The 20,437-nt window shown below is 37.8% G+C and carries 17 protein-coding genes; all 17 read left to right on the forward strand.

What is annotated here, in order from left to right; genetic code table 11:
* Window positions 1-66: 66 nt before the first annotated feature.
* Window positions 67-2,430: an endopeptidase La gene (lon, locus tag MKY63_RS16390; RefSeq protein ID WP_076099438.1), complete on the forward strand. Its 2,364-nt coding sequence runs from the start codon at window positions 67-69 to the stop codon at window positions 2,428-2,430.
* Between the two features lie 12 nt (window positions 2,431-2,442).
* Complete coding sequence (yihA, locus tag MKY63_RS16395) at window positions 2,443-3,111, forward strand: ribosome biogenesis GTP-binding protein YihA/YsxC (protein ID WP_036685063.1); 669 nt, start codon at window positions 2,443-2,445, stop codon at window positions 3,109-3,111.
* 104 nt (window positions 3,112-3,215) lie between these two features.
* Entirely contained in the window at window positions 3,216-3,998 is a 783-nt protein-coding gene (locus MKY63_RS16400) for a CpsB/CapC family capsule biosynthesis tyrosine phosphatase (RefSeq protein ID WP_339809341.1), read from the forward strand.
* A gap of 135 nt (window positions 3,999-4,133) precedes the next feature.
* Window positions 4,134-6,110 carry an S-layer homology domain-containing protein gene (locus MKY63_RS16405; protein ID WP_339809343.1) on the forward strand — a complete coding sequence of 659 codons (1,977 nt, stop codon included), beginning with the start codon at window positions 4,134-4,136 and terminating at the stop codon, window positions 6,108-6,110.
* 119 nt (window positions 6,111-6,229) lie between these two features.
* Complete coding sequence (locus tag MKY63_RS16410) at window positions 6,230-7,009, forward strand: Wzz/FepE/Etk N-terminal domain-containing protein (protein ID WP_036685072.1); 780 nt, start codon at window positions 6,230-6,232, stop codon at window positions 7,007-7,009.
* Window positions 6,990-7,676, forward strand: a complete 687-nt coding sequence (locus tag MKY63_RS16415) for a CpsD/CapB family tyrosine-protein kinase (RefSeq protein WP_036685074.1) — start codon at window positions 6,990-6,992, stop codon at window positions 7,674-7,676. Before MKY63_RS16410 ends, MKY63_RS16415 begins: the two co-directional genes overlap by 20 nt.
* Before the next feature lie 41 nt (window positions 7,677-7,717).
* On the forward strand, window positions 7,718-9,550 hold the full coding sequence (locus MKY63_RS16420) for a nucleoside-diphosphate sugar epimerase/dehydratase (protein WP_111505373.1): 1,833 nt from the start codon (window positions 7,718-7,720) through the stop codon (window positions 9,548-9,550).
* Between the two features lie 24 nt (window positions 9,551-9,574).
* On the forward strand, window positions 9,575-10,270 hold the full coding sequence (locus MKY63_RS16425) for a hypothetical protein (RefSeq protein ID WP_339809345.1): 696 nt from the start codon (window positions 9,575-9,577) through the stop codon (window positions 10,268-10,270).
* Window positions 10,271-10,272: 2 nt separating this feature from the next.
* Complete coding sequence (locus MKY63_RS16430; RefSeq protein WP_339809347.1) at window positions 10,273-11,298, forward strand: stalk domain-containing protein; 1,026 nt, start codon at window positions 10,273-10,275, stop codon at window positions 11,296-11,298.
* Between the two features lie 266 nt (window positions 11,299-11,564).
* The gene (locus MKY63_RS16435; protein WP_036685086.1) at window positions 11,565-12,680 is read left to right on the forward strand and encodes an aminotransferase class I/II-fold pyridoxal phosphate-dependent enzyme; all 1,116 of its coding nucleotides are present in this window, start codon (window positions 11,565-11,567) and stop codon (window positions 12,678-12,680) included.
* A 3-nt stretch (window positions 12,681-12,683) separates the two neighbouring features.
* Window positions 12,684-13,364: a sugar transferase gene (locus MKY63_RS16440; protein WP_036685089.1), complete on the forward strand. Its 681-nt coding sequence runs from the start codon at window positions 12,684-12,686 to the stop codon at window positions 13,362-13,364.
* Complete coding sequence (locus MKY63_RS16445; protein WP_036685093.1) at window positions 13,361-13,996, forward strand: acetyltransferase; 636 nt, start codon at window positions 13,361-13,363, stop codon at window positions 13,994-13,996. The genes MKY63_RS16440 and MKY63_RS16445 overlap by 4 nt, the downstream gene beginning before the upstream one ends.
* A 48-nt stretch (window positions 13,997-14,044) precedes the next feature.
* Window positions 14,045-15,316, forward strand: coding sequence for a glycosyltransferase family 4 protein (locus MKY63_RS16450; protein WP_036685096.1), 1,272 nt, complete (start codon window positions 14,045-14,047; stop codon window positions 15,314-15,316).
* A 56-nt stretch (window positions 15,317-15,372) separates the two neighbouring features.
* On the forward strand, window positions 15,373-16,656 hold the full coding sequence (locus tag MKY63_RS16455) for an O-antigen polymerase (RefSeq protein ID WP_235219517.1): 1,284 nt from the start codon (window positions 15,373-15,375) through the stop codon (window positions 16,654-16,656).
* A gap of 32 nt (window positions 16,657-16,688) precedes the next feature.
* Complete coding sequence (locus tag MKY63_RS16460; protein ID WP_036685101.1) at window positions 16,689-17,777, forward strand: glycosyltransferase; 1,089 nt, start codon at window positions 16,689-16,691, stop codon at window positions 17,775-17,777.
* A 4-nt stretch (window positions 17,778-17,781) separates the two neighbouring features.
* A complete protein-coding gene (locus tag MKY63_RS16465; protein ID WP_036685104.1) occupies window positions 17,782-18,918 on the forward strand; it encodes a glycosyltransferase in 1,137 nt (378 codons plus the stop codon).
* 78 nt (window positions 18,919-18,996) lie between these two features.
* Window positions 18,997-20,406: a flippase gene (locus tag MKY63_RS16470; RefSeq protein WP_036685106.1), complete on the forward strand. Its 1,410-nt coding sequence runs from the start codon at window positions 18,997-18,999 to the stop codon at window positions 20,404-20,406.
* The last annotated feature ends 31 nt before the right edge of the window (window positions 20,407-20,437 follow it).

Here is a 20,437-nt window from a genome sequence, read left to right on the forward strand (position 1 = left end):
TGGGGCTGCTTTTGTTAGAATGAATGCATATGAGATTAATTGAGAGCCATGGGAGGTGCGAAAGCGATGATGACAAATAAAACAAAAGGTCGTCGTTTTCCTTTATTGCCGCTAAGAGGGCTTCTTGTGTACCCAAGCATGGTTCTTCACTTGGATGTGGGCCGTGAGAAGTCAGTTCGGGCGTTAGAGAAAGCTATGGTTGAAGATAATTTGATTCTTCTTTGTTCCCAGTCGGAAGTGAATATTGAAGAGCCAGGTCAGGACGATATTTTTCGGGTCGGTACTGTCGCCAATGTGCGGCAAATGTTGAAGCTTCCAAACGGTACGATACGTGTACTGGTTGAAGGTGTAGAACGGGCCGAAATTATTAATTATATCGATAATGATGAGTACTATGAGGTTATGGCGCGTGAGCTGCCGGAAGATGTAGATAGCGATCAAGAATGTGACGCGCTGATGCGTACAGTACTCAATCAGTTCGAACACTATATTACGTTATCCAAAAAAGTGACCCCAGAGACCCTCGCTGCTGTATCCGATATAGAAGAGCCTGGTCGACTTGCGGATGTCATTACGAGTCATTTATCGCTAAAAATTAAGGATAAGCAAGAAATTCTTGAGACGATTGATGTTAGTAAACGGCTGGAGAAGCTTCTTGATATTCTGAATAACGAGCGTGAAGTGCTGGAGCTTGAACGTAAGATCAATCAACGTGTCAAAAAACAAATGGAAAAGACGCAGAAGGAATATTATTTGCGTGAGCAAATGAAAGCGATCCAGAAAGAGCTCGGCGAGAAGGAAGGCCGGGTAGGAGAAGCGGAAGAGCTGCGGACGCTAATGGAAGAGAAAAATGTTCCAGAACGTGTGAAGGAAAAGATGGAGAAAGAAATCGATCGTCTGGAAAAAATGCCAGTCAGCTCTGCGGAAGGCGGCGTCATTCGCAACTATGTAGATTGGCTGCTCAGTCTCCCTTGGAGTGAACAGACAGAGGATGATCTTGACATCAAAAAGGCCGAGCAGGTACTTGATGAGGATCACTACGGTTTGGAAAAACCAAAGGAACGGGTATTGGAATATTTGGCCGTTCAGCAGCTGGTTAAGAAGCTTAAGGGTCCTATTCTATGTCTTGTAGGTCCTCCAGGTGTGGGCAAAACCTCACTGGCTCGTTCCATCGCCCGTTCGCTCAACCGCAAGTTCGTCCGTATCTCGTTAGGTGGTGTACGTGATGAGGCGGAGATTCGAGGTCATCGCCGGACTTATGTAGGTGCGATGCCGGGTCGGATTATCCAAGGCATGAAGACGGCGGGTACGATTAATCCGGTTATCCTATTGGATGAAATCGATAAGATGGCTGCGGATTTCCGTGGAGATCCATCTTCAGCGCTGCTTGAGGTACTGGATCCAGAACAAAACAACACGTTTAGTGATCATTTTGTAGAACTGCCGTTCGACTTGTCGAACGTAATGTTTGTAACAACAGCGAACGTAGTGCATAATATTCCGCGTCCATTGCTGGACCGGATGGAAATGCTGTTCATTCCAGGTTATACGGAACTGGAGAAACTGCAAATCGGCAGCCGTTATCTGTTGCCTAAGCAGAAGAAAAACCATGGTCTTGCAGAAGATCAACTGATTATCGAAGACGATAGCTTATTACGCATTGTCCGCGAATATACCCGTGAATCCGGTGTGCGTAATTTGGAGCAGCAGATTGCAGCATTATGCCGCAAAGCTGCGAAACAAATCGTGTCTGAGGAAAAAGAGAAAGTGATTATTCTTCCTGACGACATCAAGGATTATCTTGGGGCTTCCAAATATCGTTACGGTATGGCCGAGCTTGAAGATCAGATTGGTACGGTCACTGGGCTAGCTTGGACTGAGGTCGGTGGAGATACACTGCTGATCGAAGTTACGGTTGTGCAGGGAACAGGTAAACTAACTCTTACTGGACAGCTGGGCGATGTAATGAAGGAGTCGGCACAAGCCGCATTCAGCTATACTCGTTCGAAGGCGGAGGAGCTGGGGCTCCAGCCCGATTTTTATGAGAAGATTGATATTCATATCCATATCCCGGAAGGTGCAATTCCGAAGGATGGTCCGTCTGCAGGGATTACGATTGCAACCGCATTGATCTCCGCGCTCACGAAACGTTATGTTTCCAAGGATGTGGCGATGACAGGTGAAATCACCTTGCGGGGACGTGTACTGCCAATTGGTGGATTGAAAGAGAAATCTCTTGCCGCTCACCGAGCTGGATATAAAAAGATCCTTCTTCCCAAAGACAATGAACGGGATTTGAAAGATATTCCTGAGAGCGTACGTAATGATGTTGAGTTCGTACCGGTATCTAATATGGATCAGGTCTTGCATCATGCGTTAGTTGAGCATCATAATGAAATTAGCAGTGAGCCACCGAGTAGTGTGCATTAGAAAGGAAGTCCTATGAAAGTTAATATTGCCGAATTTATTATCAGTGCCGTTGGCCCTGATCAGTACCCTGATGATTCCTTGCCAGAGGTTGCTCTGGCAGGGCGTTCCAATGTGGGGAAGTCTTCCCTCATTAACCGAATGATTAACCGTAAGAATCTGGCTCGGACAAGCTCCACGCCTGGTAAGACACAACACATGAACTATTACCGTATCAATGAAGACAGCATGTATTTTGTTGACTTTCCAGGTTACGGGTATGCCAAAGTCTCCAAGACGCAACGTGCGGTGTGGGGGAAAATGGTTGAGAAATACCTCTCTGAGCGCGATACGTTAAAGCTGGTTCTGCTTATTGTAGACCTGCGGCATTCACCTACCAGCAATGATAAGATGATGTTCGATTGGTTGAAGCATTATGATCTTCCTATGTGTGTTGTAGCGACCAAAGCGGATAAAATTCCGAAGACACGCTGGCAAAAACATATCAAGACCATGAAGCAGGAGCTGGGTGTGCTGCCAGGGGATAATTTTATTCCATTTTCCTCGGAAATTGGTCTCGGCAAAGACGAGCTTTGGGGCTTAATCGATGGGTATATTCGCCCTTCTGAGAATGAATCTCCGGATTCAGAGGATGCTGAAATGATAGCAAATGAATCTCAGCAAGAGGAGTCAACCGAAGCGTAAGATATGAACTCATTTACAATCAAGCAACCATTCCTAGTGGGAATGGTTGTATTTTTTTGTTGATAAAACTAAAATTTCTATGGAAAAGGACCGATAGATAACATATGATAGATATTCACTGCCACATCTTACCCTTTTTGGATGACGGAGCCTCTGATTGGGAAGCTGCTCTTGTCATGGCGCAAGACGCCCACAGAGAAGGGATTACTTCAGTCATCGCCACGCCACATCATGCCAACGGTCAATATATGAATAATGCCCCCAAGATTAAAGAAGCTGTGGAGATGATGAATGAGAGACTTCGTCAGGCTGGTAATCCACTGCTTGTTCTTCCAGGTCAAGAGATCCGTATCTACGGTGAACTTCTGAATGATCTGGAGCGGGGGGAACTGCTGAGTCTTGCAGATTCGCGGTATATTTTACTGGAAATGCCTTCTTCACGAGTACCACGTAACATGGAAGAAATCTGCCACGAGCTGATCATTCAAGGGTTCGTTCCGGTCATCGCCCATCCGGAGCGCAATGCTGAAATAGCTGCTGATCCTTCTAAACTAGAGAGACTGATAGAGCTAGGATCACTTGGGCAGGTAACCGCACAGAGTCTTGCAGGCGTTTTCGGGAATAAGCTACAGAAATTGTCGCTGGAGCTATGCCGTAGAAATGCAGTACATGTGTTGGCCTCTGATGCACATGACAGTGTTCATCGTCCTTTTGGATTAAACGCTGCTTATGTGGTTATGGAGAAAGAATTAGGCCCTGAGATGCGTGACTATGTTCGCGGCAATGCTCAGCAAATTATGACCAATGGCGAGGTTATTCATGGAAAACACGTACAAACAAGGGGAAACCGACAAAAATTGTTTGGATTTTTTTTCCGAAAGGGCTGACTAATCTACCTAATAGTGGTAGAATGGGTTTTATTGGGTGATTTAATGCTATACGTAATAGCGTAGCATTTGGGCGAATTGTTCTAGGTCTATGGTAGTACAGTATTTTAATACATAAGAAGAGGTGGATATTTAGTGACTTTGAAAAAGAAACTAGTAGTATCAACATTAGCAGCAAGTATGGTAGCAGCATCCGTAGCGGGTCTTCCGTTGGGAAGCCTTGGAGCAGTAGGCACAGCATCTGCGGCTACAGTTAGTAGCAGTGCAGCAGTTAAGGATAAGGTTCTTGCTGTTTACAAACAATTGACCGCAACAGATGCAGTTTATCTGTACAATTTGAAGACTGAGGTTGCAGCACTGAGTGAGAAAGAATTTACAGAAATTTTTGCTCCAGTACTGAACAAGCTTTCACTGGATGGAGAAGAAACAAAAACATCACTTAAATTGTTCCAAAGCGTTACTAGTGTAGTCTACGATGTCTATGGAAATGACTTCTCCGGAATCCAAGTGATCCGTAACGATGACAAAAACATTGCTTTGGTAAGCAAAATTGCAGCTAAAGCGGGTGTGTCTGGACTTACTGTTGATAGTGTTGCTGAATTCTTGAGCAGTATTGAAACAGAACTTCGTGAACTGGTAGGTAACAAGTCATCAGCAGATTTGTTGGCAATTCTTACATCTGAATCTGGTTACGAGACTTTGTTGGATGAAGCCATTGCGAAAGTGATGAACCACACTACAGGTGCAGGAGCTCTTACAGTAAGTCAGGCTTTGAACAAGCTTGGAGTTACTGCTAATGATGTTAAGCAAACATTGAAAAACCTGAACAATAATATTAAATCCGCAAAACCTGCGGCAAAATCACTTGCTGTTGCTTACGTTAAAGCTTATGGATTTAGTACTGGCGGCGGAGTCGGTCCTGGTAGCGGTGGCAGTGGGAGTGGAAGTGTTACAACTCCTGTAGCTCCTGTTCAAACTCCAGGAATCTATGACGTATCTAAGCTCGTAAGCATTGTTGACGGTAAAGCAACCTTGAAATTGGTTGATGCTGATGTAATTAAAGAATTTGATAAACTAGTTGCAGCGAACCCTGGTAAAACTGGTCTTACTTTGACCCTGAATCTGGGAACAGTAAACGCTACTACAGTTGAAGTTCCACTTTCCCAAGCCATTATTGAAGCTGCAAAAGCTAAAGGTATTGCGAATATCGCCGTTACTTTCAACGGTGTAACTGTAACGATTCCTGTAAGCCAATTCAGCACAGCGATTTCATTGACAGTAACTACAGCTAAACCAGAAGTTGTAACTTCCGTTACCAAGCTGAAATTGGCTTCGGATGTGTATGAATTCACACTTAGTGTGAACGGTGTAGCACAAAGCACATTTAAACAACCAATTACTATCAAACTGCCACTTAAGAATACTGATGGTCTTGATAAAGAATTGCTTTCCGTTGGTAAACTTGTATACGGCGATCTGCAATTCCAAGGTGGAGTTCTTGATGGAGATTTCATCGTAGAACCACGTGATACATTCTCTTCTTACGCAGTACTTGAAAATAAAGTCTCCTTTAATGATATTGCTGCTGTACAAGCATGGGCTGGCAGACAAATTCAAGTCGTAGCTGCTAAAGGTGCGATTGAAGGAGTCGGAGCAGGTAAATTTGCACCGAAGAGCAACGTAACTCGTGCTGAGTTCTCCAAAATGCTGATTCGTGCGCTTAACCTGGAAAACAACTCTGCTGTACAAAGCTTTAGCGATGTAAGTTCAACTGCTTGGTATGCACCATATGTAGCAGTTGCAGCAGAAAAAGGGATTATTACTGGACGCAGTGCGGCCAAATTTGATCCTAATGCAACTATTACACGTGCAGAAATGGCAACAATGATCTCCCGTGCGTTGAAATCTATCAATCCTGATGCAAAAACCGATTCTACTGCAATCAGCAAATTCTCTGATGCTGCTAAGATCAGTGCATCCCTAAGAGATGGCGTAGCGTTTGCAGCAAGCCACAACCTGGTTATCGGAAATGCTGGCAAGTTCAACCCGAACGATACAGCTACCCGTGCTGAAGCAGCAGTAATTATCTACCGTACTATTAACTTCAAGTAAATAAAACTTATAGTATACAGCCTCCTCTCATGTAGGTGAGAGGAGGCGATTTTTTTGCAAATAGGGAAGATTTGAACAGGCATCGAAATATTTCAGAAATAGCTTGGGGGTAATTTCACTTGTCATCACAAGAATTGGATCTTCGCGATTATTTTCAGATCGTCAGGAAGAGACTATGGCTCATTTTCAGCATAGTTGTATTGGTGTGCGGTATTGCTGGTGTATATAGTCTGTATATTAAAAACCCGGTATATGAGGCATCCACGAAGATTATCGTTAACCAAACACCAACGCAGTCAGCGGTGGGGCAGCTTGATTTAAACCAGATTAATACCAATATTCAATTAATTAATACGTATAAGGAAATTATTAAGACTCCGGCCATCCTTGATATTGTTACAAAGGATTATCCGCAATTCAATATTACTGCGGAAGAGCTATTGAAAAAGGTTAATGTGAGTTCCGTAAATAATACGCAGGTGATGACACTTGTCGTTCGAGATAATTCTTATCAGCGGGCTGCTGAAATCGTGAATGCCATTTCACTTGTGTTCAAGGAAGAAATTCCAAGTCTATTTAATGTGGAAAATGTATCGATTCTGAATGAAGCTAAAGTGAATCCAACTGTTGAGCCACGGCCGGTAGAACCAAATGTTTTACTGAACATGGCTATTGCTTTTATCGTCTCTTTGATGATTGGGTTAGGGATTGCCTTCCTGCTGGAATATATGGATGACACCCTGAAGACAGAAGCTGATATTGAGAAGTATCTTGGTTTGCCTACCATAGCTATGATTACTAGATTGGGTCAAGATGAAAGCAAACAAGGTGCCGCACAAACACAGAAACAATCATCCAGAAAGGCGGGGGACCTCGAACATGTCACAGCTTCCAAATAAACAACGCCATCTGATCACCGTTACGAACCCACGCTCTCCTGTCTCTGAAGCGTTTCGCGCATTGCGCACGAATATTGATTTTTCTTCTGTAGATCAGACCATTCAAGTGATTATGGTCACTTCATCCGGACCGGAAGAAGGTAAATCTACGGTATCTGCTAACCTGGCGGCAGCTTATGCACAAGCAGATAAAAGAGTATTGTTGATTGACGCCGATTTGCGGAAGCCGACGGCACATAAGACTTTTACACTAAGCAACCGTTTTGGTTTATCCTCCCTACTGTCTCAACAGGCAGTTCTTGAGGACACTGTCCAAGACTCCGGTGTTAATAATCTTTCAATTATGACCTCTGGACCAATCCCGCCCAACCCGGCGGAAATGATGGCATCTAATCGGATGAGCACTCTTTTACAGGATTTGCGTCAGCGGTATGATGTCATTCTTATTGATACTCCACCATTATTAGCGGTTACGGATGCACAAATTGTGGCCTCGAAGAGTGATGGCGTTATTATGGTTGTCAGTTATGGTAAGGTAAAACGCGATATCGCAGTAAAAGCTAAAGCTAATCTGGATCGTGTAGGTGCAAAAATGCTCGGCGTCGTTCTCAATAATGTAAAACGTAAAGCTAGTGAAGGGTACTATTACTACTACTATGGAAATTGATTTATTCATAATTAAAAATGTTATTTTTGGAGGCACTGAAAATGACAGCGAAATCTAGAGTGATTCTTTTATTCTTCATTGATCTTGCGATCATTTGGTTCAGTATTGTGACATCTTATTTGTTTCGGTACCCTAACCATGCTCTTCAGGAATACGTTGTACAGATGCTGCAATTTGGTTTGATTGCAACATTTGCATTTGGTGGAAGCCTTATATACTTCGGTCTTTACCGAAGAATGTGGCAATATGCCAGTATCGGTGAAATTATATCGGTTTCTAAAGCTATTGTAGTAGGGTCTTTATTTTCATTTGCACTGGCATATCTAATTTTGCCGGATAGAGTACCTCTTGCCATAGAAGTTCGGTCGATGGAGACTATTCTTTTATTAGTAGGTGGAGTCCGATTTTTGTGGAGAGTACTTCATAATGATCGAATCAATTACAAAGACACTAAGACCCATACACTAATTGTAGGTGCTGGTGATTGTGGGATATTAATTGCTCGGGAAATGATGGGACCCTCTTTTGCGCATACCAAATTAGTCGGTTTCATTGATGATAATGCGAATAAATACCATATGTACATTATGGGTGTTCCTGTAATTGGAAATCGTTATGCAATCCCAGCGATTGTGAAAGAAAGAGAAATTCATGAGATTATCATCGCCATGCCCTCTGTTTCACGTACTGAGATTTCTGAAATTATTAATCTTGCCAAAAAGACTGGAGCAAAGCTGAAGATTATACCGGCTCTTAATGATCTGATCGCTGGAAAAATATCAGTTAAGAAACTTCGGGATGTCAGCGTAGAAGACTTATTAGGTCGTGAACCGATCGTAGCTGATTTGAACAGTATTTTAGGTTATGTACATCATAAGACGGTGTTAGTTACGGGGGCTGGGGGCTCTATTGGTTCAGAGTTATGCCGGCAGATTGCTCCTTTTGGTCCGGACAAGCTAATGTTACTTGGACACGGTGAGAACAGTATTTACACAATTGAAATGGAGCTTCGTAAGAGTTTTCCGGAGTTGAATATTGTAACAGTGATAGCAGATGTGCAGGATCGCAGTCGGATGATGGATGTATTCAGTGGCCATAGACCGCATGTGGTCTTTCACGCAGCAGCACATAAACACGTTCCTTTGATGGAGCGTAATCCTTCGGAAGCCATTAAAAATAATGTTTTTGGCACCAAAAATGTTGCGGATTGTGCAGATAAATATGGTGCCGAGAGATTCGTAATGATCTCTTCTGATAAGGCGGTTAACCCAACCAGTGTAATGGGTGCTACTAAACGGATTGCGGAAATGTATGTGCAGAGCCTGCACACTACAAGTCAAACGAAGTTCTCTGCTGTGCGTTTTGGGAATGTTCTTGGTAGTCGCGGCAGTGTAATTCCAGCCTTTAAGCAGCAGATCGCTGCCGGAGGTCCAGTCACTGTCACTCATCCAGAAATGGTGCGTTATTTCATGACGATTCCAGAAGCTGTTCAGCTTGTCATCCAATCTGGTTCTTTCGCCAAAGGCGGAGAAGTGTTCATTCTGGATATGGGAGAGCCGGTTAAGATTCTAACGTTGGCGGAAGACTTAATTACGCTCTCTGGATATGAACCCTATAAGGACATTGATATTCATTTCTCCGGTATTCGCGAGGGTGAGAAGCTATATGAAGAGTTGCTTACAGATGAAGAAAATCTAGGTTCAACTGATCATGGAAGAATCTTTATTGGTAAACCTAATGTCATAAGTCTGAACCAGTTAGAACTGGAGTTTAAACGTTTGGAACGTGTTCTCGCTGAGGAACCAGAAGTCATCCGCGAAATTATCAATCAGATTGTACCAATGCAGCCTGTTGCCCAAGTTGCTATTAGCTAACTATTTCATAAAGGGGGATATAAAGTGTTCAACAAACGATGGAAAAAGATCCTTTTATGGACGCTGTCAGTTATTGTAGTGCTGGGTGTTGGTGGCTTGTTCGCCGCGAATTATGCTGTCGATAAGCTGATGAATTCAATGGTAGATGGTTTTGATCTGGAGTCTGAGGATAATGTTGGTGGTCAAGATCAAGGAACAGCACCAACTGATACAGTTGATGATAGTAATGTCGATCCTGTAGAGTCCGCGGTGCCTACTACTCCACCAGCAAATGATGAGGGAAGTAGTAATCAAAGTAGTGAAAATAACGATAAACCTAGTGGAGAAACAACAGCTTCTACTACTAGTGAACCGACCAAAGCTCCATCATCAGATCAAAAAGATGGCTCTTCAGATGGTTACACAGCACAGGTCTCCACAGATAAAGCTAAGCAAATTCAAGAAAATGTAACGATTAAGGATAAAGCAGATGTTGCTTCTATTGTTCTTGGTCAACTTAGCGTATCCGATATTAATCGTCTTAAAGATTTGGCAAAGGGTGGCTTAACGACTGAGGAGAAGCGTGAGGCGCGCAGTATCATCCTAGGTAAAGTATCCACAGAGCAGTACAATGAGCTTTCTCAGATTGCTAAAAAGTACGGTGTCAGTCAAGGGAAAACGCATGACCAAATCATTGCTGAAGAAGAACAATTAAAAGCGAAAGAAAAGGGAAGTGAATAAGCATGTCTAAAGCAACATTATCAATCGTGGCTTTATCGTTAATTGCTTCAATTGGTTTAGCACCCTTAACAGCATCCGCACCTATATCAGTATCAGCAGCGGCAGTACCAAGTGCAACGCCTAAGACTGCAAATAATACGATTAAAGTACAAAGTATGAACGTGAATTTGATTTTTGACGGCGTGAGTATTCAGCCACCCGCAGGCCAGTATGTATTCATGTACAACAATACAACGTATGTTCCATTGCGCTTTATGTCATATGCTTTACAGAAGAGTGTAGTTTGGGATGCTAAAAACGTTAAAGTTACCGTAGCAGAGCCTAGTAGCTCAGAGCTAGTTGTGATTAAAGAATATCTAATGAATGCAAAGAACGGGAATAGTACTTCAGCAGCAGCGAAGAATATTGTCCTCAATCAAGTTAAGGCAAGTTATGTATTTAACGATGCAATCAAGGCTTTGCCTACAGGTCAATCCAGCTTCATCCTGAATGGTTCTTTATATGTGCCTCTACGTTTTTTATCGGAATCTGTAGGTCATAACATTAGCTGGGATCAGAAGACGAAGACCATTACTGCAGCTTCCAAGGCTTATCAGGAACAAGCCCCTAATGGGTCGACAAACAATGACAATGGCAAGGGCCCATCTCCAGTAGCGACACCAGTGCCAACGGATACAACAGGTGCAACAGGTGGTGGTTCTGCAGGAACTGGAAAGGTTTCATATGAAACTATTACTAGTGACACAGAAGCAAAGCTTTCGGCGCTTCAAAATCAAAGCCAATCTACATTAATGAGTATTGCATTTGAGTATGTTGGAGCAACAGATGAGGCGAGTAAGAAAAGTATTAAAGCTAAAGGGGTACAACAACTAGCCTCATTCACTGCTAGCTTCAATAGTATAGTTGCTGATGCTGAACAAAAACTGAACAGCAATGGGTACAGTACAGAAATTATTAGTCAATATAAAAGTGAATTTGAATCACAGCTTCAGGCAGGTAAAGATATAGCTGAGAAGATGGCGAATTAGATTGCAATGAATTTATGCATGAATCCTCAGAATAGAGCACTCCTAGGTAAATATAAAATCGTTTTAAAGCGTTAATTTATAATGATATGTAGAATTGTTAACTCTAATTATGAAATAACTATTTCATAATTAGAGTTAACTGATTGGACTGATTTGGAATTGGACCAAAAAGTCCTAAATATAAGAATCTATTTAATACATAATATTTATCTATTTAATTTGACAAATATTTTTCAAAAGTTTTTTTGGGGAAGGAAGTTATAGGGATGGTAAGTAAAGATAAAATATTTCTCTCTTCACCACATATGAGTGATGAAGGTTATGAAATTCAATATATTAACGAAGCGTTTGAATCAAACTGGATCGCACCTCTTGGAAATAATATAAATGAGTTTGAAAATGAAGTTTCAAAGTTAGTAGGTATTGAATATGCTGCTGCATTGTCCTCAGGAACAGCAGCTATTCATCTTGCATTAATAGCTGCAGGCGTAGGCACTGGAGATATTGTATTTTGTCAAGATCTTACTTTCTCTGCCACAGCAAACCCAATAATCTATCAAAATGCGATTCCAGTATTCATAGATAGTGACCTTTCAACTTGGAATATGTGCCCTATTGCATTAGAAAAGGCATTTGAAAAATATAAACCAAAAGCAGTGTTAGTAGTTCATCTTTACGGTATGGCAGCAGATATGGATAAAATCGTTGATATATGTAAAAAACATAATGTTTCACTTATTGAAGACGCGGCAGAAAGTCTCGGGACAAAATATAAGGGAAAACATACTGGAACGTTCGGTGATTATGGGATATTTAGTTTTAATGGTAATAAGATAATAACCACTTCTGGTGGTGGAATGCTGATATCTAATAAGGAGGATAAAGTTTCTAAAATAAGGTTCTGGGCAACTCAGAGTAGAGATCAAGCCAGACACTATCAGCACAGTGAGCTTGGTTATAATTATAGAATGAGTAATGTCGTAGCAGGCATTGGGAGAGGACAACTTAGAGTCTTAGAACGGAGAATTAAAAAGAAATATGAAATTTTTGAGTATTACAAAAATGAGTTGCTAACGCTAGAGGGGTTGAACATGATGCCTATTAATGAATGGAACGAACCAAATTATTGGTTGAGTTGCATTACTTTAAGTGGTGGGTTAAGACCTCTAGATCTTATAGTAGCATTGGAAAATGAGAATATCGAAAGCAGACCAGTATGGAAACCAATGCATATGCAGCCATTCTTCGAGCAATATGATTTTGTTGGTGATGGTGTATCAGAAAAAATATATGAAAATGGTGTATGCCTGCCAAGTGATACCAAGTTAACAGATGATGATTTGGAGAGAATTGTGAAAATAATCAAAAAGGTATGGATATAAGAGATGCAGACTAAACATAGAACAAAGACTAAAGTATTTAGATATAGTGAATCTAAAAGTGGTTTTTATAAAAATTATTTAAAAAGGCCCATGGATTTTCTATTGTCACTAAGTGCACTTATTGTGTTATCACCTATTTTGTTGATAGTAACAATACTAGTAAGGGTTAATTTAGGTAGCCCAGTAATCTTCAAACAACAAAGACCTGGAAAAAACGAGAGAATATTTACGCTTTATAAGTTCAGAACAATGACAGATAAGTGTAATGAAAATGGAGAGTTATTATCTGATGAAATTCGTTTGACAAGATTTGGTAAAATACTGAGGAGCACATCTCTAGATGAGCTGCCAGAGTTATTTAACATTCTTAAAGGTGATATGGCAATTGTAGGTCCAAGACCTTTATTAGTTCAATATATTCCGTTATATACCCCAGATCAAAAACAACGCCATGATGTCAGGCCTGGTTTATCAGGACTAGCACAAGTTAAAGGGAGGAATTCCATTAGTTGGGAGGAGAAGTTTGATTTGGATGTGTATTACGTAAATAATGTTGGGTTTATAGGTGATTGGCAGATAATATTTGAAACTATATTGAAAGTATTTAAAAGAGAAGGAATCAGTGATAATGACACTTCTACAATGCAACCATTTAAAGGAGCTGGAGAAGGGGTAGAAATATGAAGTGCGGAATAGAAGGGAAGAAACTTCTAATAATTGGTGCAGGCGGGCATGGTAAAGTGGCCGTCGATATAGCTTTGAAAATGAATGAATGGGAAAAAGTCTATTTTCTTGATGATGATAAAAGTATTACCTCTTCAATAGGGATAGATGTCATCGGAAGAATTAATGATGCTTATAAGTATATTCATGAATATGAATTCTTTGTAGCAGTAGGTAATAATAACTTGCGTGAGCAAATACTAAATAATCTTGAAAAATTAGGGGCTAACATAGCTACGTTAGTTCATCCCCAAGTTTCAATTGGGAGTATGGTCGAAATTGGGGTAGGGACATCATTGATGGCTGGAGTTGTTATCAATTCTTCTAGTATTATAGGTAAGGGTTGCATAATCAATACAGGATCTACCGTCGATCATGATAGTGTAATTGAAGATTATGTACATATATCTCCTGGAGTAAATTTAGCTGGTGAAGTAACTGTTGGTAAAGGAACATGGTTAGGAATTGGAAGCGTAGTAAGTAACAATGTAAAAATTACCAGTGGTTGCATAATTGGTGCTGGAGCACTTGTGATAATGAATATATCACAAAAAGGAACTTATATAGGAGTTCCAGTGATGAAAATAGAGTGATATGAAAATAATAGATAAAGAACTGAATAGATAGGGGTGGGCTAGGGATTGGGAAAACGAATTTGGCTTTGGAATCATTATGCTACAGATATGTATAAAAATCGCGGTGGACGACACTATTGGTTTGCGAAGGAGCTTATAAAACAAGGTTATCAAGCAACAGTATTTGGTGCGAATACTTATCACAATAAAGTTGAAATTATTGATACTGGTAAAAAAAAATTTGCTACAGATAAGATTGATAATATACCTTTTGTTTTTGTGAAGACATCAACAGCTTTGGGAAACGGAATTGGAAGAGTTAAAAATATGTTTTTTTTCTATTTTAATTTATTTTCTGTTGCAAAAGCTTATGCTAAATTTGATGGGAAACCGGACGTTATTGTTGCGTCAAGTGTTCACCCCTTAACAATGCTCGCAGGTATACAAATAGCTAGAAAGCTACAAGTTCCCTGTATATGCGAAGTGCGAGATCTATGGCCAGAAGCGCTTTTCTTTTTTAATAGAATTAAAGAGAAGAGTCTCCTGGGAAGAATATTGAAAAAAGGTGAGCATTGGATTTATAAGAAAGCAGATGCTCTGATATTCACTAAGGAAGGCGATACTGACTATATTAAAGAAAATAAGTGGGATATAGATCAAGGTGGAGACATTGATTTGGAAAAATGCCACTATATCAATAACGGTGTAGATCTTGATTCCTTTTTAGAGTCGATTAAGGAAAATATTTTATATGACGATGATTTAAACTCTGAAAAATTTAATGTAATATACGCAGGAGCAATTCGACCTATAAATAATGTTGGTAATATTCTTGATGCAGCAATTATTTTAAAGGATGAGAATGATATACAGTTTTTAATTTACGGTGACGGAAACCAAGAGGGAAAATTAAAAAAAAGAATTCATGATGAAGGTCTTATGAACGTTAAAATGAAAGGTTATGTTAATAAACAGTTTATTCCGTATATCTTGAGTAAATCATCAGTTAATGTCCTTAATTACTCACAAATAGAATATAATTGGGCTAGAGGTAACAGTTCAAACAAGCTCTTTGAATATATGGCTTCTGGAAAACCAATCATATCAACAGTCAAGATGGGCTATTGTATTTTAGATAGTTTCAAATGTGGTATCTCTTTAAATGATAGTACACCTGAAGAATTGGCCATGACTATATTGAAAATTAAAAATATGTCAAAAGAAAAATATGAAGAAATGGGCAGTAATGCTAGAATCGGGGCAATGAATTTTGATTTTAAATTTCAAACAAAAAAATTAATTCATGTATTTAAAAAAATTGAAAAAAAAGGTATATAACAAAATATTATTCAAAAAGGTAGGGACTCATGTATTGGATCTTTATATCAGGTTTAATGTTGATTTTTGGACTTTGGATTACTTGGAATATATTTAGGACTTTAAGATGCCCTTTAGGGATTTTCACAATTGTGTGGAACGGGCTTTTTTTATTGCACAACTTACATCTCGTAGAGTATACGGGAATCTCGCCTGAATCAGGATTAATAATTATGGGATCTTACATGGTTTTTTTAATGGGCTCAATATTAGGATACAGTATTAAGTTAAAAGGGGAATTTGGACATATTAAAGAGGATGAATTAAATAGACCAATTCCTCTTAAGTCTTTAGAATTTAACGTTGTGAATATTGATGAAGTAAATACAGTTAATAAAGCAATTCGTTTTTCACTATTTTTCTCGAATTTAGGGATAATATTGTGGTTATTTCAAATTGTTAGTCGTTTCGGATTAAAAACATTGTTAAACTCAAGTATGTATTTGAATAGAGTTATGATATCAGAACATTCTAATTCATTCATAAATTATTTAATTAATGTTTTCAGTTTAGGTGGAAGTCTACTTATAGGAATATTAGTAGCAAGAGGTTATGGATTTAAGAAAAGCTATATTATGATTTTCTTACCTACTACTACTGTCGCATTGTTTACTGGACAGAGATATATGACAATCATATGTATCTTGAACTTCATCGCTCCTTTACTAGTATTAGGCACGGGATCAGGTTTAGAAAAAGTGAAAAGTATAAAAATGAAAAAAATGATAGTCCCAGTTATAATTTTAGTCTTATTTTTTGTTTTTGTTGGAAATAAGAGGGGCTCATTTGAAGAGTTTTCTGTTAATACAAAACTAAATAATGTGGTTTTATCAAAGACGTATACATATTTAACTGGTTCGTTTGCAGCGTTCTCAGAGCAACTCCGTGTTTGGGATGGTTCTTTAATGCTTGGAGCTAATACCTTCTTACCATTATTCAAGCTAACAAATAGTTTTGGTATAACTAAATACGACGATTCTATGTTAACAATGATTGATACTGGTAGGCCTTTTACAAACATTCCCATGCCATTTAATGTTTATTCTTATTTATGGGATATTATTTTTGATTGGGGTTATATTGGGGTATTTTTGTTACCTTTAATACTAGGATTAGCTAGTTCATATTATTGGAGAATTTGTTCAGTTTCAAAGATTATATCGTACAGAGACATAATATTATCATTTACTATTGTATTCTTAATGTATTCGTTTGTATCAAGCATCACTTCTTTTTCAACAGTATGGTATGCCTATATATATGCTTTGTTATCTCTAAAGTTATTCAAAAAGAAGAATTAAATATAGTTGAGAAAAATCAAGGAGGATTACGGGTGAATGTACTTGTATTAACACGATTACCAGTAATTGATGCCAGTAGCAGACAGCGTGTATATCAATTTCAAGAGATTCTTAAGACCGATTATGGAATAAATCTATCAATTGATCCATTTTATCCATATGAAGATTTTATTGAGTATCGGAGTGGGAAATTAAACGTTGGGAGATTAGCAATGCTTTTTCTGCTTAGAATTAATAAGATATTAAAATGTGGAAATTACGATTTAGTATGGGTCCTTAGAGGTTTAGCGCCAATAGAATCTCCTTTCTTGTTTAATTTCATAAAAAGAAAAAAAATACCTATTATATTTGAGTTTGATGATGCTATTTATTTAGGTGAGAAAGCAAGTAGGTTACGCACTAAATTAACTCGAAGCTGGGATAAAATTCATAAATACGTGTCAAAATCAGATGCCATCATTGTAGGAAACAAAATACTAGGTACATGGGCTGAAAAGTACAATCATAGAGTTTTTAATATTCCAACTGGCGTTGATATGAATGATTATCCGATTAAAAAGAAAATCGATTCTGATGGAGTATTTACCATTGGGTGGATTGGTTCATCGTCAACGGCACCAAATCTCGAATTGGTACTACCCGCTATTGAAGAATTTTCCAAAAAAAGAAAAGTTAAATTTATTGTCCTCGGTGGATTGCCAATGTCGTTTGAAAATGAAAATATTGAATATAAGGACATTCCTTGGTCATTAGAAAATCAAATGGAGATTTTACAACAATTTGATGTTGGAATTGCGCCATTATATGACACTCCTTTTAATAAAGGTAAGTGCGCATATAAAATAATTCAATATATGGCGACTGGGCTGCCTGTAATTGCTTCTCCTGTTGGGATTCAAAAAGATATAATAAAGAATTTTAATAATGGATACTTAGCATCTGATCCTAAAGAGTGGGTAGATGCATTTTTTAGCTTGGCTAATAGTATTGATTTAAGAAAGAAAATGGGTGTGAGTAGTAGAGTTGCAGCTGAAGAAAACTACGATTTGAGAATTTTAGCAAGACAATTATCAGATACTATTAAGTCTGTGTACAGAGATAAACTATTGAAGGAGAAATGAAGTTATGAAAATATTACAAATAGCTTCTTTTAAATTAGGTGCTTGTGGACCAACGTCAGTATTGATCCCCGTAATAAAGCGTCTAAATGAGAAGGGTCATATAGTAGATGTTTTTTCTCCATATGTATTTGATGAAAATAAAAACATGAAAATAGATAGCCTAGGATCAAATTATTATTATAAAGAGAAACGAAGATCTGTTAATAAGGATGTTTTGTTAAGAGATATACCTGAGTTGAACACATATGATGTCGTACATATACACGGTATTTTTAATATAGATCATATAATCATTGCGAGAATCTTGTACAAAATGAAAATACCGTATATTGTTTCATTGCATGGGAATTTAATGGAAAATGCATTACAACACAGTAAGTTTAAAAAAAAAGTCGCTTTAAATTTGTTTATAAAAAATATGTTGCAGAAAGCTGCAACTTTACATGTGTTAGCAAAAGAAGAAGAAGTTGATATTATTAAAGCAATAGGTGAAACTCGAAAATATTCAATTATTCATAATGGTGTCGAGCCATCAAGTTATTCTAATTTGCTGAGAGAATCTTCGAATGGTATGTTGAATATTTTATTTATCGGAAGAATAGATGTTCATCACAAAGGTATAGATATTTTATTCAAGGCACTTGAAAATCTAGATAAGAAATGGAAAGGGAAAATATGCTTATACTTAGTAGGACCTTTTGATAGCACCCTCGATGAGGAATTAGTGTCAAATTTTCTTGTGAATAATGATAATTTAAGGGAAATGGTGAAAATAGAAGGACCTAAATATGGGGAGGAAAAACAAGAATATTATAATAAATGTGATTTGTTTATTCATACTTCGAGATATGAAGGTATGCCAATGGCTGTACTAGAGGCTATGCAGAGTGGATTGCCTTGTTTAGTAACTAATGCAACTAATATGGGTAGTATTATGAACGAATCAAATGGTGGGTTTGTGATAAATTTGAATGTTAATAGTATTGTCGATACTATACATAACATTCTAAATAATCCAAAAGAAGATTTAAAACTTTATGGTGTAAATGCACGTCAATGGTGCAATGAGAATTTAAATTGGAATAACATTACTGATAGATATGAAGAAATGTATTGCGAAACCGTCATGCTTAGGAATTGATAGTTTGGATACTTGAAAACTAAAGTCTTTATTTTCTAAGTTACTCATGTGTTTTATAGGAAGGCTGAGGAGAAAATATTGAATAGTAAAGCGTTAAAGTTCATTAAAAATTTTTCATATACACTGAAGTCTAATTTGATAGCATTAATCGTTTCATCTTTGGTAATATTAATTATTCCTAGACTAATAGGTGTAAAAGAATATGGGTACTGGCAATTATATTTGTTTTATTCATCTTACGTAGGATTTTTGCATTTTGGTTGGAATGATGGGATCTACCTTAGATATGGTGGAAAAGAATATAATGAACTGGATAAGAGATTGTTTTTTTCACAGTTTTATATGTTAGTTATTCTCCAATTAATTTTAGGAGGGATTATACTTATCATCACGCCTGCTATATTCATAGCGGCTGATAGAATATTTATATTTCAAATGCTAACATTGTGCTTATTTATTACGAATGTGAGATTCATGTTGTTGTTTGTTTTGCAGGGAACAAATAGAATAAAAGAATACGCCCGGATTACAGTAATTGATAAGATGGTGTATTGTTTTTTAATAATAATATTCTTGGTGTCAGGAGTAAGAGACTATAGATTAATGATAAGTGCTGACTTAATAGGCAGATTTATATCTTTGACGTATGCCATGTTTTGTTGCAGGGAAATAGTTTTTCGCGGAATTAAAACATTCTACTTTAGTTTTGGAGAAGCAATTGAAAATATTAATGTTGGAATAAAACTAATGTTTGCTAATATTTCAAGTATGTTAATTATTGGAGTAGTAAGATTCGGCATTGAGCGTTCATGGGATGTGTCAACTTTTGGAAAAATATCACTTACTCTAAGTGTAACAAATCTTATGATGTTATTTATTGGTGCTGTAGGAACTGTGATGTTTCCAATTCTAAGAAGAACTAATGAGAAAAGATTAGCAAGTATTTACGTAACAATGAGAGATTTTTTGATGATAGTATTATTGGGTGCACTTATAATATATTATCCCCTTAGAGCTATTTTAGCATCATGGTTACCAAATTATGCTGATGGTTTAATGTATATGGCAATAATTTTTCCTATATGTATTTTTGAGGGAAAGATGTCTTTGCTTATTAACACATATTTAAAAGCTTTGAGGAAAGAAAAAATGATGCTTAAAATTAATGTTTTAACACTACTATTGAGTTGTATAATCACTTTTATAACTACTATAATTTTCAAAAACTTAAATTTTTCAATAGTTTCGATCGTTTTATTATTAGGGATTAGATGTGTTTGGGCTGAATTTTTTTTATCTAAGCAATTAGGGATATCTGTTAATAAAGATATTCTACTGGAATTAATAATGATATTAATTTTTATTTTAACGGGATGGTTTAGTAATTGGTGGTTTTATTATGTATTAGTTTATTTATGTTATTTGATAATTAAACGAAAAGATATCATTTGTGCACTTCACAATGTAAAGTTATTAATGAAAGCGTAAGAAGAGAAGGTTCATATTTGTACTACTCTAT

Source organism: Paenibacillus sp. FSL R7-0189 (assembly GCF_037969925.1).
In the GTDB taxonomy this organism is placed as follows: domain Bacteria; phylum Bacillota; class Bacilli; order Paenibacillales; family Paenibacillaceae; genus Paenibacillus_AQ; species Paenibacillus_AQ odorifer.

Bases quoted from the DNA above. Each gene is read 5' to 3' on its own strand.
- lon (WP_076099438.1), top strand. From the start codon at position 67: ATGATGACAAATAAAACAAAAGGTCGTCGTTTTCCTTTATTGCCGCTA.
- yihA (WP_036685063.1), top strand. From the start codon at position 2,443: ATGAAAGTTAATATTGCCGAATTTATTATCAGTGCCGTTGGCCCTGAT.
- MKY63_RS16400 (WP_339809341.1), top strand. From the start codon at position 3,216: ATGATAGATATTCACTGCCACATCTTACCCTTTTTGGATGACGGAGCC.
- MKY63_RS16415 (WP_036685074.1), top strand. From the start codon at position 6,990: ATGTCACAGCTTCCAAATAAACAACGCCATCTGATCACCGTTACGAAC.
- MKY63_RS16420 (WP_111505373.1), top strand. From the start codon at position 7,718: ATGACAGCGAAATCTAGAGTGATTCTTTTATTCTTCATTGATCTTGCG.
- MKY63_RS16430 (WP_339809347.1), top strand. From the start codon at position 10,273: ATGTCTAAAGCAACATTATCAATCGTGGCTTTATCGTTAATTGCTTCA.
- MKY63_RS16435 (WP_036685086.1), top strand. From the start codon at position 11,565: ATGGTAAGTAAAGATAAAATATTTCTCTCTTCACCACATATGAGTGAT.
- MKY63_RS16440 (WP_036685089.1), top strand. From the start codon at position 12,684: ATGCAGACTAAACATAGAACAAAGACTAAAGTATTTAGATATAGTGAA.
- MKY63_RS16445 (WP_036685093.1), top strand. From the start codon at position 13,361: ATGAAGTGCGGAATAGAAGGGAAGAAACTTCTAATAATTGGTGCAGGC.
- MKY63_RS16455 (WP_235219517.1), top strand. From the start codon at position 15,373: ATGTTGATTTTTGGACTTTGGATTACTTGGAATATATTTAGGACTTTA.
- MKY63_RS16465 (WP_036685104.1), top strand. From the start codon at position 17,782: ATGAAAATATTACAAATAGCTTCTTTTAAATTAGGTGCTTGTGGACCA.